The sequence below is a fragment of the Microcystis sp. M109S1 genome, assembly GCF_020247025.1.
In the GTDB taxonomy this organism is placed as follows: domain Bacteria; phylum Cyanobacteriota; class Cyanobacteriia; order Cyanobacteriales; family Microcystaceae; genus Microcystis.
In genome coordinates, this window is record NZ_JADBRW010000285.1 from 1 (window position 1) to 18,321 (window position 18,321).

At 39.2% G+C, this 18,321-nt stretch carries 9 protein-coding genes; 7 read left to right on the plus strand and 2 right to left on the minus strand.

Going from position 1 to position 18,321, the window contains the following annotated elements; all coding sequences use genetic code 11:
• Positions 1 to 76: transposase-like zinc-binding domain-containing protein (locus tag IM322_RS14405; protein ID WP_416361016.1), on the minus strand; the 76-nt coding region annotated here is incomplete at its 3' end.
• A gap of 83 nt (positions 77 to 159) precedes the next feature.
• Here IM322_RS14405 and IM322_RS14410 point away from each other — a divergent pair.
• Both IM322_RS14410 and IM322_RS14415 read left to right on the plus strand, forming a co-directional pair.
• A complete protein-coding gene (locus IM322_RS14410) occupies positions 160 to 534 on the plus strand; it encodes a hypothetical protein (protein ID WP_287675655.1) in 375 nt (124 codons plus the stop codon).
• Positions 535 to 1,105: 571 nt separating this feature from the next.
• Complete coding sequence (locus tag IM322_RS14415; protein ID WP_287675656.1) at positions 1,106 to 2,008, plus strand: helix-turn-helix domain-containing protein; 903 nt, start codon at positions 1,106 to 1,108, stop codon at positions 2,006 to 2,008.
• Between the two features lie 103 nt (positions 2,009 to 2,111).
• On the opposite strand, the gene IM322_RS14420 is transcribed toward IM322_RS14415, so the two are convergent.
• Entirely contained in the window at positions 2,112 to 2,627 is a 516-nt protein-coding gene (locus tag IM322_RS14420) for a hypothetical protein (RefSeq protein WP_287675657.1), read from the minus strand.
• Between the two features lie 285 nt (positions 2,628 to 2,912).
• Here IM322_RS14420 and IM322_RS14425 point away from each other — a divergent pair, with 285 nt between their 5' ends.
• The 5 genes from IM322_RS14425 (at position 2,913) to IM322_RS14445 (ending at position 17,963) form a co-directional block, all read left to right on the plus strand.
• Positions 2,913 to 3,176 (plus strand): acyl carrier protein, encoded by a 264-nt coding sequence (locus IM322_RS14425; protein ID WP_008206984.1) that lies wholly within the window; start codon positions 2,913 to 2,915, stop codon positions 3,174 to 3,176.
• Positions 3,177 to 3,238: 62 nt separating this feature from the next.
• The gene (locus IM322_RS14430; RefSeq protein WP_287675658.1) at positions 3,239 to 5,035 is read left to right on the plus strand and encodes an NAD(P)/FAD-dependent oxidoreductase; all 1,797 of its coding nucleotides are present in this window, start codon (positions 3,239 to 3,241) and stop codon (positions 5,033 to 5,035) included.
• 143 nt (positions 5,036 to 5,178) lie between these two features.
• Positions 5,179 to 9,912, plus strand: coding sequence for a type I polyketide synthase (locus IM322_RS14435; RefSeq protein ID WP_287675659.1), 4,734 nt, complete (start codon positions 5,179 to 5,181; stop codon positions 9,910 to 9,912).
• 77 nt (positions 9,913 to 9,989) lie between these two features.
• Positions 9,990 to 14,813: a type I polyketide synthase gene (locus IM322_RS14440; protein WP_287675660.1), complete on the plus strand. Its 4,824-nt coding sequence runs from the start codon at positions 9,990 to 9,992 to the stop codon at positions 14,811 to 14,813.
• 216 nt (positions 14,814 to 15,029) lie between these two features.
• Complete coding sequence (locus tag IM322_RS14445; RefSeq protein ID WP_287675661.1) at positions 15,030 to 17,963, plus strand: amino acid adenylation domain-containing protein; 2,934 nt, start codon at positions 15,030 to 15,032, stop codon at positions 17,961 to 17,963.
• Positions 17,964 to 18,321 lie beyond the last annotated feature (358 nt).

Sequence of the window (18,321 nt, forward strand, 5' to 3'; positions counted from 1 at the left end):
CACAAATGTAGTTTTGTTTTTGACCTCGATGACCATTTTTATTGATGTGATGGCTTTGACATTCTGGGCATTTCATTGTTCTTTCTGCTTATTTTATTTTTTATTTATTTTACCTCATCATCTCTTAATCTGACAACGCCATTAAAAATGATAATTCCGATGGATAAAGATGAAGAATTTCAACATTTAGAAGAGATGATCGCCAATCTCCAAGTAAAACAGAAACAGATTCTGAAAGGGATGTTAGATTATCCGATTCAAATCGATTCGGCAATTCGGATACTTTCCGATCCGTCTCGGCAATTGGTTATAACTCATAATAATATCAGGGTAAGAGCATCTCAATTAGGATTGACAAAAGGGCTCTTCGGTTTGTCTTATGCAACGGACAGGATTATAAGAGATGAAACCCTTATAAAGAAAGACATTTGGCGATTTTTGTTAATTGTTTTCAATCTAGAGCGAACTAATCAATCAAATCTCTTGCCAGATAAGGATTTAGTCCATTTATGCCACTCTATCGAACCATACTAAGTAACGAAGACCCATTTTATCGCAAGAGGGAAATTTAATCTCTCCAAGCGAACGCCTGTTCTCGTCAGCTTGTATGTAAAGTTTTATGTACGGATTCAACATTTCTGCTATTTTATCTGCTAAGCTAAGGCCGAGGCCGATTCAAACAGCTTATCAAGAAATTTAAATGCTGAACAGCTTACCAGCCATAAGTATCTGGATAAAATTGTTTACCCATAGCGGTCCTTGTCTAGCAAGGCTTTCAGCCCTCTGTGGTCGCTAATTAATTTTGCATGACTACTTACTATAATTTGAAGTGCGGAATGTGGGTTTTAAAAATTTGCGGAAAGACGCATCTCCGCTTGTAGATCGAAGAAAGGAAATCAGGGCGTTACTGAATCAAGGTATGAATGACAACCTTGCACCCATCCAAAAGTTAGTTTGGGTCTAGGTTTTAAAAATCCCACAAAAGAAGATTCATATCTCAAATCAGCAACGCCTGGAATCAGTTTTGTCGGTGATGGAGTGAAAACTATCTTTTGTGGTCAAAAAATTATCCGCCATCTATTTTGGAAATTATAGGAACAGTCTCATGCTTTTAACTCCAAACTTTAACCCTCTTAACTCCCTTAACTTCTCTCATTCTACGACTAACTTTCTTAATTCCGTCCCTCAGCAAGAAATAGCTGAATCCATATCTGTTATTCAATATTTAATCAATCAAATCCCTGAATCTGTATTGTGGATCGATTCTCAAGGACGGATTAAGCATTACAATGATGCTGCTTGTGCTTTATTGGGATATTCCAGAGAACAATTATCTAATTTGACTATAGAAGAAGCTGCTCAAGATTTTTTAAACTCAGATTGGTCTAGATACTGGAAATTAATTCAACGTCGAGGTTTTGGACGTTTGATCACACAACATCCTTATTATGAGGATCATCAATCCCTCGATATTACGGTTAACTTTCTCAAATATGGAGATCAGGATTATATAAGCATAGTAGCTCGTTCTTTAAATTTTCTAGAATCTGAAAAAGATGGCTACGCTTGCAGAATTCATCCTTCTGTTAACTCAAAACAAGCTCCTCAATCGTTGATACAGCGTTCTTCTACCCCTCAACCGAATTTCTTTGATTCTTTGGCTTGTTTCTACCCTGATAGTTCTCAATTAAAACCCGTTTTTGAGTTTATTGAGGCAAATTATAGTCAACCTATTACCCTCAATGATGTGGCTGGATCGGCTGGTTATTCTCCTGCTTATTTAACCAATTTAGTTAAGCGTCGCACCGGCAAAACGATTATTCATTGGATTGTGGAACGAAGAATGCTAGAAGCCCGATCCTTGTTACTGAAAACCCATAAGTCAATTACCCAAATTGCCGCCACCGTTGGTTTTACTGACCCCTATTATTTTTCCCGTCGCTTTAGTCAGTTATATAAAGTATCTCCTAAACGTTGGCGAGAAAAACATCAAACTCAAGTAGCTTAAATGATGGGTGAGTTTTAGATTTTAGGTTCTAAGTATTTAAACTTTGCACCTTACATAATCATCATTGAGGTGGGCAATGCCCACCTTAGTAATGCTTAAATTATCACTGTTTTATGGCAGAAAGATAAGGAGATTGACGAGAGAGTGAAAGGGTAATACCTAGTTGGGATAAATCAACCGTTTTATATTTTAGGATAAACCCTAAGCCATATTTTTCTACCACAGGAAGCGGTAATTTGGCGGCATGACTATAAACCACTCTAACGGTATCTTGGCTTCCTTTATTGGGTGAGTTATTAGGTTTTTGTTCAACAAGTTGACCCAAAAACTGTAGAGAACTATAGGTTTTATTTGCTTGTTGGGCAATTTGGAGAAATTCAGAAACTGCTTGCTCTAATTCCTGTGTCAAGCTATTAATATTCTCCCCAATTTTCAACAGTTGATACTCCTGTTTAGACAATAGTTTTTTTAGCTTATCTTGCAGTTCTGTTTCAAGCTGTACAACGGCTGAAGTTAATGATTCTTGGAGCATTTGCGGAGATTTATGAGCGGTTTCAATCGGTTGAGTAGTAGAAGGAATCTCTTTAACAGATGGGTCAAGAACATGAGTATCTATCATAATTTTTACCTAGCAAATAGCTACTTAACTTTGTTACCTTTTATTGTAAGAAAAAAGGAGTTGAAATTTAATGGATAATATTTTGTATTGTCTGCTAGTTTTTTCCATTATATTTATATAGTAAAGGTGTACTAAATTTGACCATAAAAAATAGGAATAAAAAAAATCCAGTTTTGGCGAAAAATAAAACATGGCTGATCAATGGGTAGAGGAATAAACTAGGAATATAAGTTAAGCAATCTTAGTTTGCTAAAACACTTTTTTCACGTTAAAGGAACTTAACCCATGATGACAACTGTTCAATCTCCTTGTACCGTTGAAGACATTCAAAACTGGCTCGTTGATCAGTTTGCTCAACAACTCGATGTTGACCTTGATGACATTGATATTGAAGAACCTTTTGATAATTATGAACTCGACTCACGAAAAGCGTTAGTTTTATTAGGACGCTTAGAAAAATGGCTCGGAAAGGAATTAAATCCTGTGGTCATTTTTAACTATCCTACTATTGCTGAATTAGCAACCCGATTAGGGGAATTATATCTTTAACTTTTTCTTGTATTCTTTCTTATTCACTCTATTCCTCATCACATTTTAGGAGAATTTCACCAATGGTTACGACTGACACAAAAGTTTATGATGTTGTGATTATGGGAGCAGGTTTCGCCGGGGTCTGTCAAGCCAGACATTTACTCTTAAATGTTCCCAACATTAAAATTGCACTGATCGATCCTCGTCCCGAAGAAAGAACTAATAAAGACCTCAAAATTGGCGAATCAATGGTGGAAATTGCCACCTTATTTGTCTGCAAAGAATTGGGACTATATGAGTATATGATCGAAAATCATCCTCCCAAATTTGGACTAAACTTCCATTGGCCGAAAAAGAAGGAAAAAACGACCACTACTGATGATTATTATCATATTTGGAATAATCGTCAACCGCCTTTGGCTTCCTTTCAAATGAACCGGGCAAGATTTGAACGGGATCTCCTAAAAATGAATAAAGCGATGGGAGCAACTTTTTATCAAGGTCGAGTTGTAGATGTTGATTTAACCTCAAAAGATGAACTCAAAACCGTTATCGCTAAAGTCGAAAATGAACAGATAACTCTCAAAGCAAAGCACGTTATTGATGCCGCAGGACGTAAGTTTATTATTGGCCATAAAACTGATAACGTTATCTTGGGCGCAGATAATTTATTTGGAGTTGATACGGGATCGGCTTGGGTACGGGTTAAAAATGTAGATCGCACCATTTTTCATGATGGTTATGACCCTTATGGAGCAACTTGTAGCCATTATTATGCTACCAATCATTGGTTTGGTCATGGTCATTGGTTATGGATGATTCCCACTGAAAAAGACTCCCAAGAAATCTCTATTGGAATTGCTCAACATCGCAGTGTTATTGCCAACGATCAAATTAATACTCAAGAGAAGTTTTATGCTTTCCTAAAAGCCAATCACAATCTACTTTATAGCTTAGTCACCTCTGGCGAAAATGTCGATTTTCATTATCTTCCTAGAGTTTCCCATACTAGCAAAACGATGTTTTCTCAAGATAATTGGTATGTAGTTGGAGATTCTGCTTGTATTTTTGATCCCTTTTACTCTTTGGGAACAAGTATGATCGCTTTTGCGATTGAAAGTATCACCGAAATTATTCGTTCTCAACTTGCAGGAGAAGCGGATACAGAAGAAAAACGGGCTGCTTACAATGACTTTAACCTTACCTATACTCGACTCAATAATCATCTCATTGAACACCATGATAAACAATTAGGTCATGCTAGTATCATGAGTTGGCGTATTTATGCCGAATATATGTGGTGGTTTGGGATTCAAATTCCCCTTTATGTCGGCAAATGGCATTTAGATTCCGGCTTTATTTCCCGTTATGTGCCAAAAGTTCAAGCGGATATTAAAGGATATTGGCATCATCTCTATGAACAGTTTAACCAATTAGTTGAGCAGAATAAAAATATTGGTTTTATGGATGCTCATCGTACTGATCAATTAATCTGGGGTTATCATACCCTTAAACACTTTGATGACTTTATCGAAAATACCAAACTGGAACCACGACGGTGCAATGTTTTTGCTGGAATTAAAGCGACCAGTTTTTATACGGCAGTTTGGTATGTAAAGTTCCTCTGGAAAGGATTTGGTTTTTCAGCTTTTCTCAATCGCAAAAATCTTTCCTATCTGTTGGGACATCTGAATGGTGCAGTTCAATCAGCCATTACGGAAATGGTCTATAAATATTTGACTCGTAACCTTCCTGATAATAGTCAAATTGAACTGACTCGCCAAGAATTTACCAACTATCGTTATCGACCTCAACTGAATACTTGGGTAACGGAAAGCGTCGCAAAATCACCTGAGAAAGTTCCTGTTAATGTGTAGTTAAACATACGGAATTGGGGGGGTGAAATTAAATCATAACGATTCACTTATCAAGATTTTTGCTCACCCTACTCATTTAAGGGAATTATTTTGTTTCTCTATTTAAGTAAATTGCTGTTTATTAATTACGGAGTCTCTAAACTATGAAACCTATTGCAATTATTGGGATTGGCTGTCGTTTTCCTCAAGCCAATAATCCTCATGAATTCTGGCAATTATTATCCCAAGGAAAAGATGGAATCACCGAAATTCCTAAGGAGCGCTGGAATATTAATGAATATTATGATGAGAATCCTGAAACACAGGGGAAAATGAATTCTCGTTATGGGGGATTTTTATCGCAAGTTGATGGGTTTGATGCTAATTTTTTCGGAATTTCCCCCAGAGAAGCCGTATTAATGGACCCTCAGCAACGCTTACTCCTAGAAGTCGCATGGGAAACCATTGAAGATGCAGGAATAACACGGGAACAATTGGCAGGATCGAAAACAGGTGTATTTGTGGGAATTGCCACAAACGATTATAGTCGCATCCATGCAGGATATAGCCACCATCCCCAAGGCTATGATTTAACAGGAAACTGCACAAATATCGCAGCCGGTCGTCTTTCCTATCTTTTTAACTTAAAAGGTCCTAGTTTAGCGGTAGATACGGCTTGTTCTTCCTCTTTGGTCGCAGTGCATCTCGCTTGTCAAAGTTTATGGAATGATGAGTCTTCAATGGCGATCGCATCAGGGGTTAACCTGATTTTATCCCCTATTGGTAATATTGCGTTAAGCAAATTGAAAGCCTTGTCTCCTGATGGACGTTGCAAAACCTTTGATGAAAGTGCCAATGGATATGTGCGAAGTGAGGGAGTCGGTTGTATTATTCTCAAACCGTTGGCTCAAGCGATCGCAGACAATGATTCCATTTATGCGTTGATTAGGGGAACTGCTATTAATCATGATGGACGCAGTAAGGGGTTAACGGTTCCTTATGGACCAGCACAAGAAAGCTTGATTCGATCAGCCTTGAAAAATGCAGAAATTGAGCCAAAAGAGCTTAATTATGTGGAATTGCACGGGACTGGAACATCTTTAGGCGATCCCATCGAAGCGATAGCCTTGGGATCTGTGTTAGAAGAAGGACGAGACAAGGATAATCCTTGTTTGGTGGGATCGGTAAAAAGTAATATAGGACATCTCGAAGCAGCGGCAGGAATTGCCAGTGTGATTAAGATGGCACTCTCCCTGAAAAACAAGCAAATTCCGCCCAGTCTGCATTTTAACAAGCCGAATCCTTATATTCCCTTTGATAAGTTACCCCTTAAGCTTCAATCATCTTTAATTACTTGGCCACAACAGGAAACATCCGCCAAGGTGGGAATTAGTTCTTTTGGATTTTCGGGAACAAACGCTCATCTTATCTTGGAAGAAGCTAATTTATCTCACCAAGAACCAATTGCCTTAACTTTCCCTCATTTACTTCCTTTATCTGCCCATAGTCAAGAAGCGGTTAGAGATTTAGCTCAAAATTATGAAGATTTCCTGAAAGATCAAGCTTTAACCCCTGAATTTGTTCAGAATCTTTGCTATAGTGCTAGTATAAGACGGACTCATCATGCTCATCGTCAGGCGGTTGTGGTTCATTCTCCTGAAGAATTATTGAAGGGTTTAAAAGAGTTAGAAACGATTGATTTATCGACTCAATCTAAGCCTTCAAAACGTAAAACAAACATTGCTTTTGTCTTTTCTGGCCAAGGACCTCAATGGTGGGCAATGGGACGGGAATTATTAGCAACAGAACCCGTTTTTCGCTCTGTTATTAAACAATGTGATACTTTGATTCAAAAGTATGCTAACTGGTCATTATTAGCGGAATTTAATGCGTCTGAAGCTCAATCTCGTTTACAAGAAACAGAAGTTTCTCAACCTGCTTTATTCGCTTTACAAGTTGGATTAGCTAAAGTATGGCAATCTTGGGGGATTAATCCTAAATCTGTGGTTGGTCACAGCTTGGGAGAAGTTGCAGCAGCCCATTTTGCGGGAATTCTCACTCTTGAGGAAGCCATTCATTTGATTTGTCAGCGCGGACAATTGATGCAACAAGCAACAGGAAATGGAAAAATGCTTGCGATTGAATTACCTGTTAATGAGGTAGAAAATTTAATAGCTGCTTGGGAAAATAAATTAGAAATTGCTGCCATTAATAGTCCCTATTCAACGGTTGTATCTGGGGAGTCTCAATCGATCGATCAATTAATTGCTGAATTGTCCCAAAACCATCCTCATATTTTCTACAAAGAACTCCCTGTTAATTATGCTTTTCATAGTCAACAAATGACTAATTTTGCGGATAATTTAGTTAAAAAACTAGGAGAGCTTCAGCCTCAAAAAAGCACCATAGCAATTTTCTCAACCGTAACAGGTGATCAACAAGAGGGGACATTATTTAATGATGCTTATTGGGGACAAAATATGCGTCAGACAGTACGTTTTAACCCTGCTATTGAAGCAATGATTAAATCTCGTCATACTATCTTTGTTGAAATCAGCCCCCATCCTGTTTTATTGGGATATATTAAAAGTACCTTACGAGAACAAGATACTGAGGGATTTGTTTTACCCTCTCTAAGACGAGAACATTCTGAACGGGGAACGCTATTAAATTCTTTAGGAAAGCTCTATACTTGGGGACAGTCGATTAATTGGGAAAAATTATATCCCGAAAATTGTCAGTTTGTTAAGTTACCGCTTTATCCTTGGCAACATGAATCTTATTGGGTAAATGATGCTAAACCTCAATTTAAGTCTGTTTTTTCTGCTTCTAGTTTACTGAATTTATTAGTTGAAGGCAAAACTGAACAACTAACGGAACAGTTAAATCAAAGTGATCAATTATCACCAGAAGTCAAGCAGTTTTTACCACAATTATTACAGTTATTGGTTGGGGAAGATGCAACAATAACAGGCAAGATGCCTATCCTACAGGATGTTAGTAAAAACTGTTATCAAGTGGAATGGCAACTCAGTCCTTTAAACTTAAAAAATAAGCCTTCTCAAGGAGAACGGTGGTTAATTTTTAATGATAATCAAGGAGTTGGTAAAGCCTTAGCAACAACGCTAAATGATGCTTATATTTTGGTGTCTTCTGGTCAAACTTATCAGAAGTTGGTGTCAGGTCATTATCAAATTAATCCTAATAATGATAAGGATTTTCAACGGTTGTTACAAGATATAACTGAACCAATCACCAAAGTGGTCTATTTATGGGGGTTAGACAGCGATATTAACTCCCAACCCTCTCAAACTCGTTCTTATGCCAGTTTATTGTATCTAACACAAGCTTTAGCTCAATTTAAAACTAAAGAACCCCCTAAACTTTGGGTCATAACACAACAAGCACAACCGGTGAATGATGCTGTTAAACCGCTTAAAATAGCGCAAACGTCCTTATGGGGAATGGGTCAAGTCATTGCCCTTGAATATCCCAATTTATGGGGAGGATTGATTGATTTAGAAGAAAAACAACCATCGTCTCAAGCAATTATTGCTGAAATAACAGAAAATCTAGGAGAAGATCGCATCGCTTTTCGGGATCATCAACGATATCTTGCCCGTTTAGTACCTAATAAAGCAATAAAAAGCTCAAACATCAATTTTAAGAAGACAGAAGCCAGTTATCTCATTACTGGGGGCTTAGGCTCTTTAGGATTAAGTTTAGCAGATTGGTTAATTGAAAAAGGTGCAAATCATTTAATCTTAACCAGTCGGCGAGCCTTAGCTGACCATTCAACGGATAAACAGGTAAAAATCAAAGCTTTAGAGGATAAAGGGGCTATTATTCAAGTAATTGCCGCTGACGTTAGTGATTATCAACAAACCCGTCAACTTTTTAACCAAATTCAAGAAAATTGTCCTCCCTTACAGGGTATTATTCACGCAGCAGGGGTTTTGAGCGATCGCACCATTGACAAGATGGCTCTCGATTGTTTTGAGAGCGTATTTAATCCTAAAGCAGCAGGAGCGTGGAATTTACACCAACTTTCTCAAGATTTATCCTTAGATTTCTTTGTTTGTTTCTCTTCCATGTCTGCTTTAATCGGATCACGAGGTCAAATTCACTATGCTGCTGCCAACCATTTCTTAGATGGTTTAATGCACTACCGTCGAGAGTCTGGACTCACAGGGTTAAGCATTAACTGGGGACCTTGGGCTAAAGGGGGAATGGCCACGCAAGGCTATGAAGAAGGCTTAAAACGCCTGGGAATCAGTCCATTACAACCTAATTTAGCTCTAGATACTTTAGGTACTCTAATCAATGGTAATGTTACTCAAACAATGGTAGCAGAGATTGATTGGTCTAAGTTTAAAACGATTGTTGCAGCAAAAGGACGGGTGGCTTTCTTAGAAGCGTTATTCAAGCAAGATCAGGATAATTTTGTGCAAACGGTCGAGAATTTCCCCCAAACCATCCAAAAAAAACCTCCTCACCGACGAGTCACCCTATTAACCACTCGTTTACAGCAAGAAGTAGCGCAAGTCTTAGGAATTCACGGAGATACTTTACCAGATACTGATAAAGGGTTCTTTGAGATGGGAATGGATTCTTTAATGTCGGTAGAACTGAAACATCGTCTAGAATCCCTCTTTTCTGTCACTTTACCTTCTACCTTTGCTTTTGAGTATCCCACTATTGGTGATGTGGTACAGTATTTTGTTGAAGAAGTATTTGCTTGGGAAGATAATTCAGAAAATTCTCAGATTTCTTCGGAAACAGAGTCAACGGATGCTGTAGTACTCAACCAAGCCCTTGCTGAATTGGAGTCGCTGTCAGAAGCAGAAACAGAAGCCCTAATGGAGCGAGAATTGGCGGAATTAGAGGCATTACTTTAACAGTGAACAGTTATCAGTTACCAGTTATCTGAATGCCTAACACCTCACACCTAATATCTAAGGAGCATTTTAATATCATGGATTCTCATCATCAGAAAACAGAATTAACGCCGTTACAAAAAGCAGTTATTGCGCTTAAAGAAGCTCGTAACAAGATTGAAGCCTTAGAACGGCAAAAAAATGAACCGATCGCTATTATTGGCATGGGCTGTCGTTTTCCGGGGGGTGCAAATAGTCCAGAGGCGTTTTGGGAGCTATTATCAAGGGGAAAAGAAGTAATTGTCCCTGTTCCTAGCCAAAGATGGGATGCGGAGGCTTATTATGACGAAAATCCCGATCTTCCTAACAAAACTTATGCTCGTTATGGCGGGTTTATTGACGCAGTAGATCAATTTGATGCCCAATTTTTCGGGATGACTCCCCGTGAGGCGATCGCACTAGACCCTCAACAACGATTATTATTAGAGGTAAGTTGGGAAGCGTTAGAAAATGCCGGAATTGCACCTCAGAAGCTGACAGGGACGCAAACAGGCGTATTTGTGGGCATTGGCTTGGATGATTACGCAAAACGGCAAATTAAGCAACAAATTCCCATTGATGCTTATACGGGATCAGGAAATGCGTTTTGTTTCGCTTCGGGTCGCTTATCCTATTTTTTAGGGCTACAAGGACCCAGTTTAGCCATTGATACCGCCTGTTCTACCTCTTTAGTCACGGTACATCTGGCTTGTCAAAGCTTACGCAATAGAGAGTCAAATTTAGCTTTAGCAGGGGGAGTTAGTTTAATGTTATCCCCGGAGGTGACGTTATATCTTTCTAAAACCCGCGCTTTGTCCCCTGATGGTCGTTGTAAAACCTTTGATAAAGATGCAAATGGCTATGTGAGAGGGGAAGGCTGTGGAATGGTGGTCTTAAAACGCTTTTCTGATGCTATAAGCGATGGAGACAACATTTTAGGGGTAATTAGAGGCTCGGCGGTCAATCAAGATGGCCCCAGTAGTGGTTTAACGGTTCCCAATGGATCAGCGCAAATGGCAGTTATTCGTCAAGCATTGGAGAATGCAAAAGTAAAACCCGAACAAATTAGCTATTTAGAAGCACACGGGACAGGAACAGCCTTAGGCGACCCTATTGAAGTACGGGGGATTAACAATATCCTATGCAAAGATCGTTCCACTGATAACCCCTTAATGGTAGGTTCAGTAAAAACGAATATCGGCCACCTAGAAATTGCAGCAGGGATGGCCAGCCTATTAAAAGTCATTTTATCCCTAAAAAATCAAGAAATTCCCCCCCATCTTCATTTTAAAGAACTTAATCCTGATTTAGCGGATGCTGCAACCTCTCTCAAAATTCCTACATCTTCTCTTCCTTGGCAGCGAACAGAAGAACCTAGAAGGGCTGGAATTAGTGCATTTGGATTAAGTGGCACAAATGCCCACATTATCATCGAAGAACCGCCTCAATTAAGCTTTAATCCTTCTGAAGTGGATCGTCCTGCTCATTTACTCACTCTATCAGCGAAAAGCGACGATGCCTTAGATGATTTAGCGCAAAAATGGGTCAGCTATTTAGAGAAAAATCCTCAATTAAACCTAGCAGACTTAGCTTTTAGTGCCCACACAGGACGAGGACAATTTAACCATCGTCTGGCAATTTTGGCAAAATCAACCCTTGAAGCCAAGGACTCTTTAACAGCATTTACGCAAAAACAACCTTGTTTGAATGTTTTCAGCCAAGCAGTTGCAAAAAGTCGTCAAAATAAGATTGCTTTCTTGTTTACAGGACAAGGTTCTCAGTATGCAGACATGGGACGACAACTGTATGAAACTCAACCCACCTTTCGTCATGCGTTAGAGGAATGCGATCGCTTATTGCAACCTTACCTAGAAAAGTCCTTATTAGAGGTTTTATACAGTGATTCTAGCTTATTAGACCAAACTGCTTATACTCAACCCGCCTTATTCGCCATTGAATACGCATTATATCAATTATGGCAGTCTTGGGGCATTAAACCTGATGGGGTTTTAGGTCATAGTGTGGGGGAATATGTGTCCGCTTGTGTTGCAGGGGTTTATTCTCTCGAAGATGGAATCAAGTTAATTGCCGAAAGAGGGCGCTTAATGCAGTCTTTACCCCAAAAAGGCGCAATGGCTGCTATATTTGCCCCTATTGAAACAGTAAAATCTGTTATTTCTCCTTATGGGGATCAAGTTGAGATTGCAACTATCAATAGTTCGGAAAATATCGTTATTTCGGGTGATAAGGAGGCAATTAATCAGATTAAAGCAGATTTAGAATCACAAAGCCTTGAAGTGCGTCTGCTTCAGGTATCTCATGCTTTTCATTCCGGGATGATGCAACCGATATTAGCAGAATTTAAAGCGATCGCTGCTAAAATTAGCTATAAAACACCCCAATTAGATTGGATTTCCACCGTAACAGGTGAAGAAATCAGCCAAGCAGTAACAGACGACTATTGGTGTCAACAAGTGCGTCAATGCGTCCAATTTGCCCCTGCAATAGAAACCTTAGCCAGCCAAGGTTATAATCTATTTATTGAAATCGGCTCTCATCCGATTTTAACGAGATTGGGTCAAAAAACCTTAGCAAACCCTGATTATCTGTGGTTATCTTCCCTACAACGAGGACAGGATGATTGGCAAATTTTATTACAAAGTGTGGCGAAATTAGCCGTTTCTGGGGTTAATATTGATTGGAATGGCTTTGATAAAGATTATGCTCGTCTTCGTCTTCCTTTACCTACTTATGCTTTCCAAAAACAACCCTACTGGTTAACCGTAGAGGCGCCTGGTTTACGCCCAACCCAAGGGACAGAAACCGTAGAAGAACAAGACTTACACCAAAGTCAAGAACGAGAAACTTTAGGGGTGCCTGGCTTGCGCCCAACCCAAAAACAAAACGAAACCAAGGCTGAAAGCTTAGAAAGTCAATTAATTGCCTTAATAAGTCAAATTACGGGTTTAAATCCTCAGCAATTGAGTTTGAATGTTTCCTTAGAAGCAGATTTAGGGTTAGATTCTATTATGATGACCCAATTAATGAACGGGTTACTATCATTAATTCCTGAAGAGCAACGTAGTCAATTTAGTGAAACCTTTTCCCTACGCCATTTAATGCAAGTCTCCAATCTTCAGGAATTATTAACCATTCTTCAATCTCATACTTCATCCCCCAAACCTCAAATCTCCAACCCTAAACCACAAACCAAAAACCTCCAACCACAACCCTCGAATCTGGTTCCTATTCTCCATAGTCAAATTCCCTTGTTAATGAGTTATTGGAGTCTCAATTCTAATAGTTTATTTACTAAGGTTAAAATTGCAGGAGAATTTGACTTAAATATTGCTCAACAAGCCTGGAAACTGTTAATTAATCGACATCCCATGTTACGGGCGCAATTTCAGATTCCAGAAGATGCAACCTGCTTTGCAGACTATCAATTAGAAGTGCTAGAAAATCCCATTCCTCCTGAAATTCTTGTTAAAGATTTCACCACTTTAACTCCTGAGAAACAAGGGGAGAAAATTGAAGAAGAAATCTATCATTGGTTAAACTATAACTGGTCTTTAACGCAATGGCCGCTGCATGGATTTTCTGTTCTTAAATTATCTGAGCAAATTCATCAATTATTTTTAGGGAATGAACACTTAATTTCCGATGGGTTAAGTAACCATGTCATGATGCGGGAATTCTTGGAAATTTACCGGGCCATAGTTGCTAAAGAAACGCCAAATCTTCCCCCTACATTGACTGTAGAAGATTATCGAAAACAAGTTCAATTAATGAACGATTGGCAAGATATTGAGGAAGATCGAGCCTTAGCAGAATACAATAATGCTGTGTCTGGAATGTCCTATCGTTGGCAACCTAAACAGCAGAAAAATGCTCAAAAATTTCCTCTCTTTTACAACCAAAAGTATGTACTTTCAGGAGAAACTACCTCTAAATTAATCGACAAAACCCGTCAATGGCGAGTCCCGATGAATGCACTATTATTAGGTGCATTTCTAAAAACTATGTCACAACTAGATTCAAAAGCTGAAAACATCGTAATTTCGATTCCCACCAGTGGACGAATTTACCCCGAAGTAGATGCAACAGGTGTGGTTAGTAGTTTTGCTCAAAATCTGGCATTAAGTTTTGCTCAACCTGAATCTGAGCAAGATTGGCCGACCTTTTTAAGCCAAATTCAGCAAACTGTACAACAACATATTGGCACAGGTTTAGATCGGGCGCAAACTCGTCAAATGGGAACAATTTTTCGAGACAATATTACCCTAGAAAAGGGTAAAATTCCCCCTCATAGTCTTTCTTTAATACAGGAGGCTTTAAAGTCTAATTTATACCTTCCTTATACGGGACAAACTCACCTGCAACCTCAGTATGATGCTTTATCAATTACTGACTATCAAGCAGGAGGAATGAACGCCACTGGAACAATTGATATTTTGCAAGAAATCTTTAATAATCGTCTTCATTTATTTGCAAGTTACGATTACCATCACTTTGACTTATTGCTAATAGAGCAATTAATGACAGCCTATGTCAGCCAAATTGAAGAACTAGCCAATTTACCCGTGCAAGATCAAGTTCTTATTTCTCATTCTTCGTCTATTTCTCTTAATACAGAGATTGAAGAAATGCTACGAAAAATAACTTCCGAAATTTGTCATTGGACAATTGAAGAAGAAGAAACGAGTGATGATTTGGAGGCAGATTTAGGACTAGATTCTTTAGAACGCATTCGCCTTGTTACCAAGCTAGAAGGGATTTATGGCAAACAATATCGCCAAGACCTTTTAAATTGTCGAACTTTACAAGAAATGGCTGCTATTTTAGCCCCATCTCAACCTTCAATCGTCAACAGCTATTGGTAAAATATAGTCTGACAAATTAATGTTAGGAAGAAGAAAAATATGTGATCCTGCGTAGGTAGAAATCCACAAATATTTATGATATCCTGAACTTTTTTTGTCCGGCTATACCTCAACCAGCGAAGGTTCGTTATCAGTCCTTAATGGCTACCTTTTAAAAGACCAATGGGCGCCAGCCTTGCGCCCCTACCACCTAACATCTAATAGAGGATTATTCTTATGGCTTTTTCCCCCGAAATTCCCTACTATAAAATTATTAAACAAGCACAATTAACCCCTGATGCGATCGCTGTTTTAGATGAGACTTGTCCCCTAACTTATCAACAATTAGACCATCTTTCTAATCAAGTTGCTGCTTATTTACAGACTCAAGGTGTTAACCCCAATACCAGAGTAGGAATTATGACGGAACGAAATCCAGGCATGATTATTGGTATTTTGGGAATTCTTAAAGCCGGTGGCTGTTATGTACCCTTAGATCCCGATTATCCCGTCGAAAGATTGCGTTATATTCTTCATCATGCCACTATCGAGATTTTACTTACCGAACATCAGGTAAGTGAACAGTTAATTTCTTGTGTGACAGAACCTTTACCCTTGCAAACCGTCCTCTTTTTAGATGAAGGAGAAAGATTAAACAAAATTAATGATTTAACTCAGATTACCACTTCTATCTGGCAAAAACACAGTAAAGAATCCATAAATCTTTGTAATCGTCCTGAGGATTTAATGGTAATTCTTTATACGTCTGGATCAACAGGACGGCCAAAAGGGGTAATGTTAAACCATCGCGGTTATATGAATCGTCTAGAATGGATGCAAAAGACATTTTGCCTGAAAACAGGCGATCGCATTGCACAACGCACCTCTTTTTGCTTCGATATTTCCGTATGGGAAATTTTCTGGACGTTAATGGAAGGTGCAACAATATGTCCCGTCAAACGCGAAGTAGTCTTAAATCCTTGGGAATTTGCCGCATGGATTAAAAAGACTAAAATTAATGTAATGCACTTTGTTCCCTCCCTCTTTGGGGAATTTATCAGTGCGATTGAAAAGGAATCTTGGACATTTCCTGATTTACGCTGGTTAATCTTTAGTGGGGAAGCCTTGCCCATGTCTTTTATCCAAAAATGGATTGATTGTTATGGATTAAAGACAGGTTTAGCCAATCTTTATGGACCGACAGAAGCCTCAATTGATGTGACTTACCATATTATTACAGAACGTCCTGACGAACGCACCAGCAGCCAAATTCCCATCGGAAAAGCGATCGATAATGTCTATCTCAAAGTGTTGGATGATCAGATGCAATCTGTTAAACAAGGGGAAATGGGAGAACTTTGGCTTGGTGGCGTACAATTAGCATTAGGATACCTCAAAGATCCTGAAAAAACCGCTAAAGCGTTCTGTTCTAATCCTTTTTCTGATGTCTCTGGTGACTATATTTATCGGACAGGTGATCTAGTCAAGGAATTACCTGATGGTACGCTGGAATATCATGGACGTATCGATAATATGGTCAAAATTCGGGGTTTTCGCATTGAATTAGGGGAAATTGAGAGCATCTTAACCACTCATCCCAATGTACGGGAGGCCGCCGTTTTAGCTATTGATTACGGTGAAGGACAAAAACGATTAATTGCTTGTTTATCGGGGGATAAAATCAAAACCCGAGTTCTCAAAGCACATTTAGAGCAGAAACTCCCCCATTACATGATTCCTCAACGATTCGCTTGGTTTCCACAACTTGCTAAGAATCATAACGGAAAGTTAGACCGTAAAGCATTAGCCGCCGAATTACTTCCTTCTCCCGCTGCTCCCTCTGCTCCCCCTACTCCTTCTCTTATCCCCCTTGGACCCGCACAACGTTGGTTAGTCAACTATTTTGAACCTCCCTATCAATGGTTGGGTTATACTCGTTTTCTCTATCATCAGTCTTTGAATCTTGATATTTTCAATCAAGCTGCTAATCTTTTGGTGCAACGTCATGAAGCTTTTCGGACGGTTTGCCTACAAAATCAAGGTAAATGGCAGCAATACTTGATCAATGATCCTCAACCTATCCTAGCAGAGTATTGGGATGGAAGCCACTTAACAGAAGCAGAACGTAATGCTAAAATTGAAGCTCAAATGTCAGATTTAGCTAAAAAAATCCAGATTGACCGTTGGCCACTTACTGCTACTCTTGTCGTTAAAGTTAGTCCCTATTGCTACGATGTTACGATGGTCGCTCACCACATCATTGCTGATATGTTAAGTGCAACCCTCTTGTTTAAGGAACTTTGGAGTGCCTATCATCAATTATTGGTAGGAAGTGATCCGACTTTTCCTAACCCTAATCCTCAGTCTTACTTAGATTTTGTGCAAGTCTTGAGGGATGAGGAGAAAAAAGGAACAATGAACGAACACTTGAATTATTGGAAGGAACAATTTCCTGATGCAGAGAGTCGCTTTGAAGTCCCCGTCGATCATGTCAAAGGCGCAAATATTGAAGCTTCTGCCGAAAGTGCGCGATTTGTCTTAAGTAAAGCGCAAACTAAACAGTTATTAAACCAAGGCAAGGCTTATTATCAGTCTAACTTTTATCCCATTCTTCTTGCTCCTTTATACCGTTTATTAGGTGATTGGAGTCAACGCAAACAGGTGGTTATCAGTCATCGTAGTCATGGGCGAGATTTAGGCGAAGGTCAGCCTTTTATGGAAAGTATGGGCAATTATGCTGTAAATTTTCCCATAGGCATTAATTTATCCACTTCTACGACTTGGGAAAAAACTATCAGTACCATCAATGAGCAGTTTGAAAGCTTACCAATGAATGGCGTAACTTATGATTGGATGGGTGAGTCTTTACCTGAATATCTCTATCCTGATAGTAATTTAACCCTAGTACGGGCTAATTATCTGGGAAATCGTTCGGTTCCTCTCTCTGACTTGTTTGAGTTTGTTTATGGCGAGCGCGACTGTCGTTTATCACCACCTGATCAAAAACGTACCACATTGATTGAATTCTTTTTCCTAATCATAGATGGTCAGTTAGAGATAAGAATTGAATATTCTCGTAATTTCCATCTTCCTACGACCATTCAAAAAATCGGACAAGATTATCTCATTCTTCTTGAGGAATTAGAGCCTATTGGCGTTGCTGATTCGTAACCGTTCGGGGGGGGTTGTCAAGCAGCCAGTGGCATTGACTCAGTGGCAGAACTCTCCTAGGGCAGAAGATAGGGTGAAGAACTTCCCTGACGAGATGCCCTAACCTCCCCGGTCATGAATTCCAAGACATTACAGTTCTGAGAACGCAGACTCGTCACTCATCGTTCGCTCATTTTTTCAAGGTGGAGAATGTACCAGACCAATCCTGAATCCGCCGTATTGACATCCTCACCGCCGTAAACGGACGGTGATTCCCAAACCTCACGATTTGGGTTTCTGCTTCTTTCCCTTGCGGGGTTCCGCACCTGCCGCCCCAGTTTTACTCTGTTCTGGTCTTATGGTCGCTCTACAGACTGAC

Bases quoted from the DNA above. Each gene is read 5' to 3' on its own strand.
- IM322_RS14420 (WP_287675657.1), bottom strand. From the start codon at position 2,627: ATGATAGATACTCATGTTCTTGACCCATCTGTTAAAGAGATTCCTTCT.
- IM322_RS14410 (WP_287675655.1), top strand. From the start codon at position 160: ATGGATAAAGATGAAGAATTTCAACATTTAGAAGAGATGATCGCCAAT.
- IM322_RS14430 (WP_287675658.1), top strand. From the start codon at position 3,239: ATGGTTACGACTGACACAAAAGTTTATGATGTTGTGATTATGGGAGCA.
- IM322_RS14445 (WP_287675661.1), top strand. From the start codon at position 15,030: ATGGCTTTTTCCCCCGAAATTCCCTACTATAAAATTATTAAACAAGCA.
- IM322_RS14440 (WP_287675660.1), top strand. From the start codon at position 9,990: ATGGATTCTCATCATCAGAAAACAGAATTAACGCCGTTACAAAAAGCA.
- IM322_RS14425 (WP_008206984.1), top strand. From the start codon at position 2,913: ATGATGACAACTGTTCAATCTCCTTGTACCGTTGAAGACATTCAAAAC.
- IM322_RS14415 (WP_287675656.1), top strand. From the start codon at position 1,106: ATGCTTTTAACTCCAAACTTTAACCCTCTTAACTCCCTTAACTTCTCT.
- IM322_RS14435 (WP_287675659.1), top strand. From the start codon at position 5,179: ATGAAACCTATTGCAATTATTGGGATTGGCTGTCGTTTTCCTCAAGCC.